14 protein-coding genes are annotated in these 13,810 nt (G+C 45.3%); 6 read left to right on the top strand and 8 right to left on the bottom strand.

Annotation, left to right across the window (positions count from 1 at the left end; all coding sequences use genetic code 11):
- Nucleotide 1 precedes the first annotated feature (1 nt).
- Both minD and minE read left to right on the top strand, forming a co-directional pair.
- Nucleotides 2-814: a septum site-determining protein MinD gene (gene minD, locus R7Z77_RS11130; RefSeq protein ID WP_005388331.1), complete on the top strand. Its 813-nt coding sequence runs from the start codon at nucleotides 2-4 to the stop codon at nucleotides 812-814.
- 2 nt (nucleotides 815-816) lie between these two features.
- Nucleotides 817-1,080: a cell division topological specificity factor MinE gene (minE, locus tag R7Z77_RS11125; RefSeq protein ID WP_005388332.1), complete on the top strand. Its 264-nt coding sequence runs from the start codon at nucleotides 817-819 to the stop codon at nucleotides 1,078-1,080.
- A gap of 77 nt (nucleotides 1,081-1,157) precedes the next feature.
- Here minE and rnd read toward each other — a convergent pair whose 3' ends face one another.
- The 7 genes from rnd to R7Z77_RS11090 all read right to left on the bottom strand — a co-directional run bounded on the left by rnd (nucleotide 1,158) and on the right by R7Z77_RS11090 (nucleotide 8,650).
- Nucleotides 1,158-2,276 (bottom strand): ribonuclease D, encoded by a 1,119-nt coding sequence (gene rnd / locus R7Z77_RS11120; RefSeq protein WP_031777213.1) that lies wholly within the window; start codon nucleotides 2,274-2,276, stop codon nucleotides 1,158-1,160.
- 78 nt (nucleotides 2,277-2,354) lie between these two features.
- Nucleotides 2,355-4,046 (bottom strand): long-chain-fatty-acid--CoA ligase FadD, encoded by a 1,692-nt coding sequence (gene fadD, locus R7Z77_RS11115; protein WP_005382216.1) that lies wholly within the window; start codon nucleotides 4,044-4,046, stop codon nucleotides 2,355-2,357.
- Nucleotides 4,047-4,152: 106 nt separating this feature from the next.
- Nucleotides 4,153-5,007 (bottom strand): alpha/beta fold hydrolase, encoded by an 855-nt coding sequence (locus R7Z77_RS11110; protein WP_182016623.1) that lies wholly within the window; start codon nucleotides 5,005-5,007, stop codon nucleotides 4,153-4,155.
- A 6-nt stretch (nucleotides 5,008-5,013) separates the two neighbouring features.
- The gene (locus R7Z77_RS11105) at nucleotides 5,014-5,571 is read right to left on the bottom strand and encodes a Slp family lipoprotein (RefSeq protein WP_017819941.1); all 558 of its coding nucleotides are present in this window, start codon (nucleotides 5,569-5,571) and stop codon (nucleotides 5,014-5,016) included.
- 41 nt (nucleotides 5,572-5,612) lie between these two features.
- The gene (locus R7Z77_RS11100) at nucleotides 5,613-5,918 is read right to left on the bottom strand and encodes a hypothetical protein (protein WP_017819942.1); all 306 of its coding nucleotides are present in this window, start codon (nucleotides 5,916-5,918) and stop codon (nucleotides 5,613-5,615) included.
- A gap of 60 nt (nucleotides 5,919-5,978) precedes the next feature.
- Nucleotides 5,979-6,680 carry a tRNA (adenosine(37)-N6)-threonylcarbamoyltransferase complex dimerization subunit type 1 TsaB gene (gene tsaB / locus R7Z77_RS11095; protein WP_017819943.1) on the bottom strand — a complete coding sequence of 234 codons (702 nt, stop codon included), beginning with the start codon at nucleotides 6,678-6,680 and terminating at the stop codon, nucleotides 5,979-5,981.
- A gap of 29 nt (nucleotides 6,681-6,709) precedes the next feature.
- Complete coding sequence (locus tag R7Z77_RS11090) at nucleotides 6,710-8,650, bottom strand: ATP-dependent DNA helicase (protein ID WP_025766979.1); 1,941 nt, start codon at nucleotides 8,648-8,650, stop codon at nucleotides 6,710-6,712.
- A 218-nt stretch (nucleotides 8,651-8,868) separates the two neighbouring features.
- On the opposite strand from R7Z77_RS11090, the gene purU reads away from it, so the two are divergent.
- Nucleotides 8,869-9,702 (top strand): formyltetrahydrofolate deformylase, encoded by an 834-nt coding sequence (gene purU, locus R7Z77_RS11085; protein ID WP_005382206.1) that lies wholly within the window; start codon nucleotides 8,869-8,871, stop codon nucleotides 9,700-9,702.
- 314 nt (nucleotides 9,703-10,016) lie between these two features.
- On the opposite strand, the gene R7Z77_RS11080 is transcribed toward purU, so the two are convergent.
- A complete protein-coding gene (locus R7Z77_RS11080; RefSeq protein ID WP_025766980.1) occupies nucleotides 10,017-10,613 on the bottom strand; it encodes a VOC family protein in 597 nt (198 codons plus the stop codon).
- Nucleotides 10,614-10,833: 220 nt separating this feature from the next.
- On the opposite strand from R7Z77_RS11080, the gene argS reads away from it, so the two are divergent.
- The 3 genes from argS (at nucleotide 10,834) to R7Z77_RS11065 (ending at nucleotide 13,792) form a co-directional block, all read left to right on the top strand.
- On the top strand, nucleotides 10,834-12,567 hold the full coding sequence (argS, locus tag R7Z77_RS11075; protein ID WP_005388349.1) for an arginine--tRNA ligase: 1,734 nt from the start codon (nucleotides 10,834-10,836) through the stop codon (nucleotides 12,565-12,567).
- Between the two features lie 124 nt (nucleotides 12,568-12,691).
- Nucleotides 12,692-13,120: an HIT family protein gene (locus R7Z77_RS11070; RefSeq protein ID WP_005382194.1), complete on the top strand. Its 429-nt coding sequence runs from the start codon at nucleotides 12,692-12,694 to the stop codon at nucleotides 13,118-13,120.
- Between the two features lie 150 nt (nucleotides 13,121-13,270).
- Entirely contained in the window at nucleotides 13,271-13,792 is a 522-nt protein-coding gene (locus tag R7Z77_RS11065; RefSeq protein WP_005382193.1) for a YqhA family protein, read from the top strand.
- The last annotated feature ends 18 nt before the right edge of the window (nucleotides 13,793-13,810 follow it).

Below are 13,810 nucleotides of genomic sequence, written 5' to 3'. Positions count from 1 at the left end.
AATGGCACGCATTATTGTAGTAACGTCTGGTAAAGGTGGCGTTGGTAAAACCACTTCAAGCGCAGCCATCGCCTCTGGTCTAGCTCTTAAGGGAAAAAAGACCGCGGTGATCGATTTTGACATCGGTTTGCGTAACCTCGATCTAATCATGGGCTGTGAGCGCCGCGTCGTGTATGACTTTGTAAACGTCATTAACGGCGAAGCGACATTAAACCAAGCGCTGATCAAAGATAAGCGCACGGACAACCTATTTATTCTTCCTGCTTCTCAAACTCGTGATAAAGACGCACTGACAAAAGATGGTGTTCAGCGCGTATTCGGTGAACTTGATGAAATGGGCTTTGATTTTATTATTTGTGATTCACCAGCAGGTATCGAGCAAGGCGCGTTAATGGCCTTGTACTATGCCGATGAAGCCATTGTCACAACGAACCCAGAAGTCTCTTCTGTGCGTGACTCTGACCGCATTCTCGGTATTTTAGATTCTAAGTCACTGCGTGCAGAACAAGGGCTAGAGCCAGTAAAACAGCACCTTCTACTGACTCGCTACAACCCATCTCGCGTCACTCAAGGCGAAATGCTAAGCGTTGAAGACGTTGAGGAGATCTTACATATTCCACTACTGGGCGTGATTCCAGAAAGCCAAGCCGTGCTTAACGCATCAAACAAAGGTGTGCCAGTCACTTTTGACGATAACACCGATGCGGGTATGGCTTATTCTGACACCGTTGATCGCTTATTAGGCAATCAGGTTGAATTTCGTTTCCTTACTGAGGAGAAGAAAGGACTCTTTAAACGACTCTTTGGAGGCTAGACATGTCATTATTAGAATTTTTCCGTCCACAGAAGAAAACTTCTGCGAATCTAGCTAAAGAGCGTTTGCAAATCATTGTCGCAGAGCGCCGCAGCCAAAATGATCCTGCGCCGTCTTACTTGCCTCAATTAAAAGAAGACATCTTGAAGGTGATCAGCAAGTACGTGGCAATTGATCCAAATATGGTTGACTTAACATTTGAGCACAAAGACGACGATATCTCAGTTCTTGAGCTAAATGTGAAGCTACCAGACGAAGAAAAGTAATCAGTTTCTCTCGCCAGACGAATGCTCTAATTAGAACGAAAAAGGTTGGCATCGAGGCCAACCTTTTTCATCTTTCATTACTTTAATGCTTTGTTCATCTTGTCGCCGAGTAAATCCAAACGCCACCCTTGCATCAAATCAGGCAACACTTCTGGGTCACGATCTTTTTTCCAAACCCAACTGATCAACTGATTGATCTGCTTTTTAGAGGCAAGGAACTCCGTGGCTAAACCAGACTTCTGCGAAGCCGATTTCACCAAGTCTTTCATATTTTTGAAGACCTGCTTGTAACCCGGATAGTCCATTAAACGCTCAATTTTCGCAGGATACTCTTCAGAAGGTGTTTGCTTCGCTTGTTTAACAATCGCGGCAATCTTCGCGCCATGGCGGTTAATCGCTCGTATATCAATATCTTCTGCTTCCATCTTCTTAAAGTTCGTTAAACCAAGACGAGCGACCGTTAATAGATCACCTTCTTTGAAGATAAAGTTCAGCGCTAAATCTCGTTTGATTGCTTCACGATAACGCCACGTCGCCAATGGCTTTAAAATCGCCAGCTCAGAAGGTTTTAATTGCCAAGCGCCCTTAATATCAAGGTAGGCATTCTCTTCATTGGTTACGCGAATACGTTTCGAAACGAGTAAATCACTTTCTTGCTGTACAGCTTCCCACCAACCTGCTTGCGTCACCTTATCGAACAGCTTTTCGTATAACGGTAACAAGTAATGAACATCTGCGGCAGCATAATCTAATTGCTTTTGTGTCAGTGGACGAGCCATCCAGTCGGTACGTGATTCACTTTTGTCGAGCTCTACGCCTAAATATTCTTCCACCAGCGATGCGAAGCCTGTCGATAGGCCGTGACCGAGAAAAGCGGCCATCAGCTGCGTATCCACCATAGGGAATGGTGTACAACCAAAAGCGTTTTGGAAAACTTCTAAATCTTCACCACATGCGTGCAGCACTTTTAGCACAGAAGTATCTTTTAATAGCGCTACAAACGGCGTCATATCCGTTAATTCAGTCGGATCAATCAGCGAGAGGCGATTACCATCGAAAAGCTGAATCAGACCTAACTGCGGGTAGAAAGTGCGAATACGAACGAATTCGGTATCCAGCATCACTACGTCTGCCTCTCGGGCATGAGTGCAAACCTCTTCTAGGTCTTTGTTTTTAGTAATAATTTGATAGTTCACATACTTCTCGCTATAAAAATGCCAGCAAAACGCTGGCATTCTATCATTTTTTAAATCTCTCGACTCGACGAAATCGGCTTATGCGCTTTTCTTCGCAAGTTCAGCGTCATTCTCTTCGCGTAAAACACGACGCAAGATCTTACCGACATTGGTTTTAGGTAAGTCTTCGCGGAACTCAACCAACTTCGGAACTTTGTAGCCAGTTAAGTGTTCTCGACAATGCGCGATCACTTCGTCTTTGGTCAAGCTCGGATCACGTTTCACGACATAAATCTTCACTAATTCACCAGACACTTCATGCGGCTGACCAATAGCAGCAACTTCAAGTACTTTGCCGTGTAGTGCTACAACGTCTTCAATTTCGTTCGGGTAAACATTAAAGCCTGATACTAAGATCATGTCTTTCTTACGGTCAACGATATGCAGGAAGCCTTCGTCATCGAACTTAACGATGTCGCCAGTTGATAGCCAGCCGTCTTCGTTAATCGTATCTTTCGTTGCTTCAGGTCGTTGCCAGTAACCTTGCATAACCTGAGGACCACGAACTTGAAGTTCACCAGTTTCAGTATTCGCAAGAGCGTTGCCTTCTTCGTCCACGATACGAACTTCTGTTGATGGTACCGGCAGACCAATAGAGCCATTGTATTCAACAAGATCATGCGGATATGCCGCCACCAACGGAGAACACTCTGTTAGACCGTAACCTTCGAGCAAATAGCAACCCGTGGTCTTTTGCCATCTTTCTGCCACTGAGCGCTGCACTGCCATGCCGCCGCCAACGGCTAAACGTAGATTACTGAAATCCAACTCGTGGAAATCTTCATTATTGACCAATGCATTAAATAAGGTATTCACGCCCGTAATCGCAGTAAACGGATGCTTTTGTAGCTCTTTCACGAACCCTGGAATATCTCTAGGGTTGGTAATAAGTAAGTTACGACCACCCATTTCGACAAACAGCAGACAGTTTACGGTAAGAGCAAATACGTGATACAGCGGTAATGCTGTTACGACTAATTCACGCCCCGGAGATAAAACCGGTCCGTACGCGCCTTTTGCCTGTAGAACGTTCGCAATCATGTTGCGGTGAGTCAGAATCGCGCCTTTCGCGACACCTGTCGTCCCCCCCGTATATTGCAGGAATGCAATGTCATCCCCAGACATAAACGGTTTAACGTATTGTAGACGACGACCTTTACGTAGAGCCTGACGCATTGAGATTGCACCAGGTAAATCGTACTTAGGCACCATGCCCTTAACGTACTTCACGACAAAATCGACAATCGTACCTTTCGCTCGTGGCAGCATTTGACCAAGACTGGTTAACACTACGTGTTTGACTGGTGTTTTATCGACAATTTGTTCTAACGTATTCGCAAAGTTAGACACAATCACAATCGTCGTCGCACCTGAGTCATTCAATTGGTGTTCAAGTTCACGAGGAGTGTAAAGTGGGTTAACGTTTACGGCGATACAACCTGCACGCAAAATACCAAACAACGCCACTGGGTATTGCAGTAGGTTTGGCATCATCAGAGCAACACGGTCACCCTTTTGCAGTTTTAACTCGTTTTGCAGATACGCTGCGAATGCGCGACTACGCTCTTCCAATTTACGGAAGGTCATAACCGAGCCCATGTTCATGAATGCTGGTTGGTCTGCATATTTTTGTACAGACTGTTCAAACATTTCTACCAAAGACTCATATTGCTCTGGATTAATGGTTTCAGGTACGTCACTTGGATAACGTGAAAGCCATGGTTTATCCACGATGTTACTCCTCGTTTATAACTGGCTAAAAAATAGCGTCCTTTTTATTTTGAAAGCTATTACAGCACAGCGAACGTGCTTGAGCACGCAACTCTCAAACACTTGTTTAAATTTTGTTAACTACACCAAGAATTCGCGTTGCGACCTCGAGTATTTGCTCTAAATGACAGTGATGACCACCCTTGACAGAAACCACTTGCGGTGGGTTCTCTCCCCAATCAGCTTGGTTAGATGGTAAATTCTGAAATCCTTGATCGCCTAATACAATCAAATGAGGACAACGTATTTGGCTGGTAATCGAGTTAGCATGCGCTTGCGCCATTCGGTAAAGCGACGCACATTTTAACTTGGCGTCATGCCGCCAATACCATTTATCTCCTCGCTGCTCTGTTCCACGCTCTACTATCGGTAGAAGCTGCTCAGCGGTTAATTGGTTGGCTTGCATGCGTAATTTTAACGCCAGATCGAAGGAGGCAATGGCTCGCTCTGGCTTGTTTTGCTGTCTTATTCGACTTAAAACGCCATCGCGAAGACGAGGCAAACTGTTAGTAGGATCTTCAGTAAGAGGTCCTGCTCCCTCAATTTGCACAAGAGCTTCGACCTGCTCTGGAAACGCTGCACTATAGCAACTTGCGATTAAAGCACCAAGTGAATGCCCTACTAATATCAGTCTGTTTGGTGATAATTCGTCCAAAAACTGATACAAATCGGCAATATAGTCGTGAAAGGGGTAATAATTATCGTGAGATTTATGACTCGATAAACCGTGACCAAAATGATCGATGGCGAGGAGGTGTAAGTGAGGATTAAGTTGATTCAACTGCTCCATGAGCGCTTTAAAGCTGCCCGCATTATCTAACCACCCATGAAGAAAAACGACTGACAAGTCAGCCGTTTTCTCGTTCCCTATCTCAAGGGCTGCCATTTTGCCGGCAGGAAGCTCGAATTGACGCTCATGCATCGCAGATTATTTGACCTGTTTTATCACTTTACCGTCTTGCGGGAAATCATTACGCCACATGCGGCAGTTAATCGAGTAACATGGGTAAAAGTAGGTTGGCGAGTCATACATGCGTACACGTTCTTCAATTTTCCATAAACGGTACCCTTCCCCCTTAATTACTGGGAAGATGTAACCGTGCTCACCGATCTTTCCTTCTTCTTCCCCTGCTCCTTTGCCTACAACCGTCACCAAACGGCCTTCACTAAAGGCGACAGGCTCTAAATAGCCATCAAAATAGGCGACAAAACGCCCCGTAGGCTCTTCATCAATATCAGGTTTACCAGACTCACTGATAGGAAGGTTTACAATCTCTAGACGCGTTTTATCTTTAAAGTTATCCACTTTAGCGATGATTCCACCAAGGCGAACATCTTCACTCACTTGCCCCTGAGACTCAGCAAACGCTTTATAGTCTGTAACGACCAATTCTGTGCTTGCATTTAGCTCCTCTGGCAAAGAGCTACACGCAGACAAACCAACCGTAGCAAATAATGCGAGAAAAAACCGTCCAAAAACCTTCATAAACCACCTTTCAATATTAGTAACCCCAAGCTGGGGAGATCTCACACGTAAATATCGACACCAAGTAATTGAGCCAGTTCCTCTTTTTTAGCTCGATTCATGACATCCATGTACTGCTCCATTGCTTTACGTGCGCCCCCTTCAGGAAGGTCATATTGCACTTGAGCTCGGTGAATTTGGGACTCATCCACGTGTTTTATGGAGTGCGCCACGGCGTTAGCAACCTTTGAAGGCTGACCTACAGGCTGCTTTGTTTGTGATTTATTTACCTGCTTCTTTTGACTGGCTTTATGAGTGCGATTTGCACCGGGAATCAAAGAAGGAGGCAAGCCATTAATCGACGCCATAGCACTCCATAAAAATACAGGGCAAACGCCCTGCTTTTTGTCAGGTTAATGAAAAACGGACTATTCGCGACCAGGAAGTTTTTTCCATGTCACATTATCACGTAAATAAACAGGGCTCGAATCTTCGACCGGCACGGTATTACCCTTTTTAAATTCTTGTTCAGCAAGAATCACGATGTCTTGTGAATCAGGGTACAGAACGTCACTATGCGTCAAATTAAACGGTAGGTCTGCTAATACTTCTTGGTAAGCATCCCAACCAGTACCTGCTGTCGTCCACGTTTTGTCGTCTGCTTGTGCTTCTTCAACGAGACGTGCTGGTGGAATTACGCACTCTGCATCCATCTCTGCCCACTCACCGTTTGCTTGGCGAGTGTAACGTGCCCAGTAAACTTCACCCATACGTGCGTCAATAGCCACAGCGACATCGGTCACACCATGTAAGCGATAGCTACCTTGAGCCATTGCAGCCAGCGTTGAAACGCCGATCATAGGTAAGTCAGCACCGAACGCCAAACCTTGTGCGATACCAATACCGATACGAACGCCAGTAAAGCTACCTGGACCACGTCCAAACGCTAACGCATCCAGCTCTTGTAGAGTCAGGCCAGCTTCTTTGAGTACTTCATCAACCATTGGCAGTACTTTTTTGGTGTGATCGCGTGGTGCAACCGCGCTACGTGAAATCACTTGATCATTAGCCAACAACGCAACTGAACAGTTTTCAGTCGCTGTATCGATAGCAAGAATTTTTGCGCTCATTTAACTCTCTACAACTCTCATTTATTGGGTTATGCCTCAGCACTTGCGTCTGTGACAGATTGTTCTGCTTTCAGGAATGCTTTGATTCCATCTAAGTCTCGCGTCCTTGGGATAGGTGGTAGACTTCCGAGGAAAATACCACCATAGTCTCGCGTGACGAGGCGATTATCACAAATGATCAACGCACCGTGATCCTTCTGATCTCGAATTAATCGCCCGACTCCCTGCTTTAACGTAATCACTGCATCCGGGATTTGTACTTCAGCAAATGGTTCACCGCCACGTAATCGACAATCCTCGATACGGGCTTTGAGTAACGGATCGTCAGGGGCGGTAAACGGTAATTTGTCGATAATAACACAGCTCAGCGCATCACCTCTAACATCAATCCCTTCCCAGAAAGCGCCCGTCGCCACGAGTAAAGCGTTACCCAGTTCCATAAACTCCGCCAAGGTTTTCTGCTTACTCATCTCCCCTTGCATTAACACAGGCAGCTCAAGTACTTCTCGGAACTTCTCACCTAGTTCACGCATCATGCTGTGCGAGGTACATAAAAAGAAGCAGCGACCATCATTTTCTTCAATCACCGGAGCAAGCATTCGGACTAACTTATCCGCTAAGCCGTTACTGTTTGGCTCTGGCAAATACCTTGGCACACAAAGGCGCGCTTGTTTTTGATAATCAAAGGGGGACGGCAGAGAAAATTGCTTTGTAGGCTTGAGGCCAAGGCGCTCAGTAAAGTGCTTGAAGTCGCCCGATACAGCTAGGGTTGCTGACGTGAAAATCCACGCGCCTTGTTTAATCTCTATTTGCTCATGGAACTTGTCCGCGACAGAAAGAGGCGTAATGTGCAGAGCGAAATGACGAGGTGAGGTATCGTACCAGTATGAGTAACCGGTAATATCGACATCACATACCCGGTCGATACGGCCTTTGATCAAATTGGCTCGTTCAAAGGCCGTATCCAGTAATTGACTGCGCCCTAAAGCTATTTTGAGTACATCAATCGCCAATTCGAGGCTGTCAGTTAAGCGCAATAATTCTCGCTTAATAGAACCTGATTGCAACGCCTCACGCCAGTTGCCACGAAAGCCTGGCTCACCCAATACAATCCGCATGTCCATTGCGCTTTGCATGAGTTTGTCGCCCACTTTTTGCAATTGACGCATATCTTTGGCTTCGGTGCGATAGGCTATTTCAATGTCTTTGGCAAGATCGTGAATTTGGCGGCTTGAAACTGACTGGCCGAAATATTCGCTCGCAATATCTGGCAACTGATGAGCTTCATCAAAAATAAACACATCGGCTTCTGGAATCAGTTCACCAAATCCTGTCTCTTTGATCGCTAAATCAGCAAGAAATAAGTGATGGTTCACCACAACAATGTCGGAATCCATGGCTCGCTTACGCGCTTTCAATACAAAGCAATCGGTGTAGCTCGGACACTCTTTACCTAAACAGTTATCATTGGTTGAGGTGATAGTCGGAATGATCATGCTGTCTTCTGGCAGATCATCGCAATCACCAAGGTCACCTGTTTTGGTTTCTGATGACCAAGTACGCACTTTAACCAGTTGAGTTAATAACGTCGGGTCAGATTCATTAGTGTGGCTTTCGACCATTTGGCGGCTCAAACGATCCAAACACAGATAATTAGAACGCCCTTTTAATAACGCCACTTGGCCATAAAAACCAAGCGCATTGACCATGAGCGGTAAGTCACGATGGTACAACTGCTCTTGCAAGTTTTTCGAGCCTGTACTGATGATCACTTTTTTACCGCTTAACAGCGCAGGGACTAAGTAGGCGAAGGTCTTACCGGTTCCGGTTCCTGCCTCCACCACCAACTGGGTTTGATCTTTGATCGCACTGCTGACGGCTTCCGCCATATCGATTTGTGGCTGACGAGCTTGAAAGCCAGGAATGGCCTTACCTAACGCGCCATCAGAGGAAAAAGTTTTTGCGATCATGCTTGGTATTGAGTTTGAAAAATTATCGAGAGTATATCAGAGGAATAGGAGTGACATCAGCCCACAATCTGACCAGCTTGCGGCGACACGCGGATATTTTGTTGAAACCAACGTAAGAATAGATTATTTATGGTGAAACATGGCAGTACAGTTACACCCGCCAGGGAATAATAACAAATTCGTACGCTAAAATATTAATGCATGGAAGTACCTGATTTATGGAAAAGAAAACACTGTTGACCCACTGTTCTGACGCCCCGGGTCTCATCTCGAAAATTACTAATATCTGTTACAAGCACCAACTCAACATCGTTCACAATAACGAATTTGTTGATAATACCAGTGGCCACTTTTTCATGAGAACGGAGTTGGAGGGGTACTTCAACGATCAAACGTTTCTTGCCGACTTGGACCAAGCTCTCCCGCAAGGTGCTAAGCGTAAATTGGTTGGCTCTCGCCGTAAGCGCATCGTCATTCTCGTCACAAAAGAAGCGCATTGTTTAGGCGATATTCTGATGAAAACCTACGATGGAAGCCTAGATGTTGAGATCGCCGCTGTGGTGGGGAATTACGACAAACTGCAAACTCTCACTGAACGCTTCGACATTCCTTACCACCATGTGACCCATGAAAACCTTAGCCGTGAAGAACACGAGCAGAAGATGCTAGAAGTGATCGATCAATACGATGCTGACTTTTTGGTGCTAGCTAAATACATGCGCGTATTAACGCCGACGTTTGTTGAGAAATATCACCACAAAATCATTAATATTCATCACAGCTTCTTACCTGCTTTTATTGGCGCGAAGCCATATCAACAAGCTTACGATCGCGGTGTGAAAATCATCGGTGCAACAGCACACTTCGTGACTAATGATTTAGATGAAGGGCCGATCATCAAGCAAGACGTAATTCCTGTCGACCATACATTCAATGCCCAAGATATGGCGCAAGCGGGACGCGATGTAGAGAAGAACGTATTGAGTAAGGCTTTGAATAAAGTGATCAATGACCACGTCTTTGTTTACGGCAATAAGACGGTTATTCTTTAAATTCGCAGCTGATTGCTAGCTGCTAAAAACGCGTAATTTGAGAAGGCATTGTCTTTTCGTTACGCGTTTTTTATCTGTCGGTGGATGTTTTATTGAAGTGCTTGTAAGAGATTCCCGACTACGCTCCTTCGTCGCTTTCGGGAATGACGTAAATGAGGCATGAGCATGAAAGCTAATTAGTACGCATCACTTAACCAAACGCAAACAACTCAAGCGCGTCATTCCGACGAGCTTAAGCGAGATCAGGAATCTCATATCCGCACACTGTGAGTTTAAGTGACCCCTCTGACTAACAGCGCACGACGTAAAGCAAGTTACGCCTGCTCAGACTCCACAATACGCTTAAGTGAATGCGGGTGCAGCTTGATACAAATGCCTTGATACTTAAACGCCACCGTTGGGTTGTTCAAGCGTTCGCCATCCCCTTTCGGGCTCGACAGTTTGATCTTCACACCCAGCTCTTCTAACTCATTAAAGCGTGCGCCAAACGCTGGATAAGTGTGTCTCAAATCAGCAAGAAACTCATCTGCGGTTTCGGCATGAGACGGAATCACAAACTCCACATGTTCCCAGCTTTCAGTTGGGTAGATTTTGCCTTCCGCAGGGTATGGCAGCTCCAGACACTCAATCTTCCAGCCACGACTTTCCAACGCTTTATCGAACTCAATAACAATAATTGGGCGACCGTTGATTTTCGCTTGTGAAATCACCTTTCCGTATTGACTCCAAGCCTCATGCGCAGCTTTTGCGGTATCAGTATCGTTAATACGCAACGCAATATGGTCAGCTTGAGCAAAGCTCAGATCCAGTTTTAACAGGGATGCAAACTCTTCAATCTTCGCCATAAATGCATCCAAATCTTGGATCATCAATTCAGGCGCTAGGCGTTTTTCAACTAGTTGAGTCGTCATTGTGGTTCTCTTTTGGGGCGATTTATCTCATTACTCTGAGCGCAATAGTAAACGCAAACCAAACCACATTTCCATTCAATCGAAAAAGTATAAATTTCCCCAATTCCTCTCTGTATGAAAAGCAATAAAGTTGTTATCATTAGCCCCATTTTTGTGAACTCCAACAGAACTCGGCACTTACTTCGCCGAGTTCTTCGTCCTTGAATTGAAGGAAACGCGTGTGAATATCCAAGCACTTATTAATGACAAAGTATCTCAGGCTCTAGAAGCCGCTGGCGCACCTGCAGGCAGTCCTGCGGCAGTACGCCAATCAGCAAAGCCACAATTTGGTGACTACCAAGCAAACGGCGTAATGGGCGTTGCTAAAAAACTGGGTACTAACCCACGAGAATTTGCACAGAAAGTACTGGATGTTCTAGACCTAGATGGTATTGCAAGCAAGACAGAAATCGCTGGTCCTGGTTTCATCAACATTTTCCTAAGCGAAGAGTTCCTAGCAAAACAAGCGGAAGCAGCACTGGCTGACTCACGTCTTGGCGTTGCAGCAGACGAAGCTCAAACTATCGTTGCTGACTACTCTGCACCAAACGTAGCTAAAGAAATGCACGTTGGTCACCTACGTTCAACCATCATCGGTGATGCGGTGGTACGTACTCTTGAGTTCCTAGGTCACAAAGTGATCCGTGCGAACCACATCGGCGACTGGGGTACTCAGTTCGGTATGCTTATCGCAAACCTTGAACGTGTACAACAAGAGTCTGGCGAAGTTTCTATGGAGCTTGCGGACCTTGAAGGCTTCTACCGCGAATCGAAAAAGCTGTACGATGAAGATGAAGACTTCGCAGTAAAGGCGCGAAACTACGTTGTGAAACTGCAAAGCGGTGACGAGTACTGTGCAGAAATGTGGAAAAAACTCGTTGATGTAACCATGATCCAAAACCAGCGCAACTACGACCGTCTAAACGTGTCACTGACTCGTGACGACGTGATGGGCGAGAGCATGTACAACGACATGCTTCCTAAGATCGTTGCAGACCTAAAAGAACAAGGTCTTGCCGTTGAAGATGATGGCGCGCAAGTTGTATTCCTAGATGAATACAAGAACAAAGATGGCGAACCAATGGGCGTTATCGTTCAAAAACGCGATGGCGGTTTCCTATACACAACAACAGACATCGCATGTGCAAAATATCGTTATGAAGAGCTAAGCGCAGACCGTGTGCTTTACTTCATCGACTCACGTCAACACCAGCACCTAATGCAAGCTTGGACAATTGTTCGTAAGGCAGGCTACGTACCTGAGTCAGTATCTCTTGAGCACCACGCGTTCGGCATGATGCTTGGTAAAGATGGTAAGCCATTCAAGACTCGTGCGGGTGGTACCGTTCGCCTTGCCGACCTTCTAGATGAAGCAGAAGTTCGTGCAGCACAGCTGATCGAATCTAAAAACCCTGAACTAGATGCGGAAGAAAAAGAGAAGATCTCTAAAACAGTTGCAATGGCAGCGGTTAAATACTCTGACTTATCTAAACACCGTACGACTGACTACGTGTTCGATTGGGACAACATGTTAGCGTTTGAAGGTAACACAGCACCATACATGCAATATGCATACACTCGCGTAGCTTCTATTTTCGCTAAAGCTGGTGTTGCTATGGACGCTCTCCAAGGTGACATCAAAATCACTGATGAGAAAGAGAAAGCACTTATTGCTAAGCTTATGCAGTTCGAAGAAGCGGTTCAATCTGTCGCTCGCGAAGGCCAACCACACATCATGTGTAGCTACCTATTCGAACTAGCAGGTCAGTTCTCTAGCTTCTACGAAGCATGCCCTATCCTAGTTGCTGAAGACGAAGCAGTGAAACAAAGCCGCCTGAAACTAGCAGCGCTAACAGCGAAGACCATCAAGCAAGGTCTGTCTCTACTAGGTATTGATACTCTAGAGCGTATGTAATCCGCTTTTACGTAGGTAGCTTAAGTAGCACAAGCTAAATGATGACAAAGGTTGACGTGAAAGCGTCAACCTTTTGTTTTATCTGGCGTATACTGATGTCATTCAATTCAAATCGGACAACATAATGAGTTTTGAACTGCACCCTCAACTGGCAAAAGACACCACCGTTATCGGCCACTTCCCACTGTGTGTGGCGCTTCTGCATAAAGATAACGCCGTGCCATGGGTTATCTTGGTCCCTAAACGTGCAAACCTAAAAGAGCTTCACCACTTGCCAATGCAAGAACAGCAACAGTTTTTGCTAGAGTCTCAAGCGGTAAGCCAAGCACTGGAAGCAACATTCCGTCCAGACAAGCTAAACCTTGGTGCGCTAGGTAATATGGTGCCACAGCTGCACATTCACCATATTGCTCGCTTCAAAGATGACGTAGCATGGCCGGGACCGGTTTGGGGTAACACCAAAGGTGAATTCCGTACAGAAGAAGAGCAAAACGAATTGCTTGGTCGCATTAAAAATGTGCTGTCACTGAGTTCTATTTTCCAAAAAGCATAAGCACTGCTAGCGAAAATAATTCGCCTTTGAATACGGCTGAAATAGACAGAGAAAGATTAATACGTATTTGTAACAATCTTTCTCATTTTTCTGGGATTATCACTAAAATAAAACTTGTTTAGACTACCAGCTCAGTTAGAGAGGGTCATCATGAAACAAGTCTTCAACACATTCCGATACGTCAGCTGGATCGCCATTATCTGTTCTATGGCTGCTTCATTCTTGCTTTTTCTTATGGGTGCAGCAAAAACCTATTCGGCATTTGCGGTCTTCATTCTCAATCAAACACCTCCAGAAGCACTCGCACATTTAGATAAAGCAGACATCGCGATCGCTTATTTGATCAAGTCACTGGATACGTTTCTTGTCGCACTAGTTTTGTTCATCTTTGCTCACGGCATCTACACACTATTTATTTCCAACAAAGCTAAAGCGAAAACACAAGAGCAGTCGGTTTTGCATTGGATCAGAACCCCAAACATCGGCCATCTAAAAAACATTTTGGCTGAAGTCATCATCGTGATCTTGTTTGTGAAGTTCTTAGAGCTCGTGCTGATTAACTTCGACAGCTTAGATTGGACGATCTTAACATTACCTATTTCGATTTTAGTTTTAAGTCTTGGTTTAAAGTTCCTAGAGTTAGGCGCGACTAAACACTCTGAAGAACATTAATTTCGCTGTATTCACAAA

It is taken from the genome of Vibrio sp. 1401 (assembly GCF_033340295.1).
This window is presented reverse-complemented; position numbering and strand designations above follow the sequence as displayed.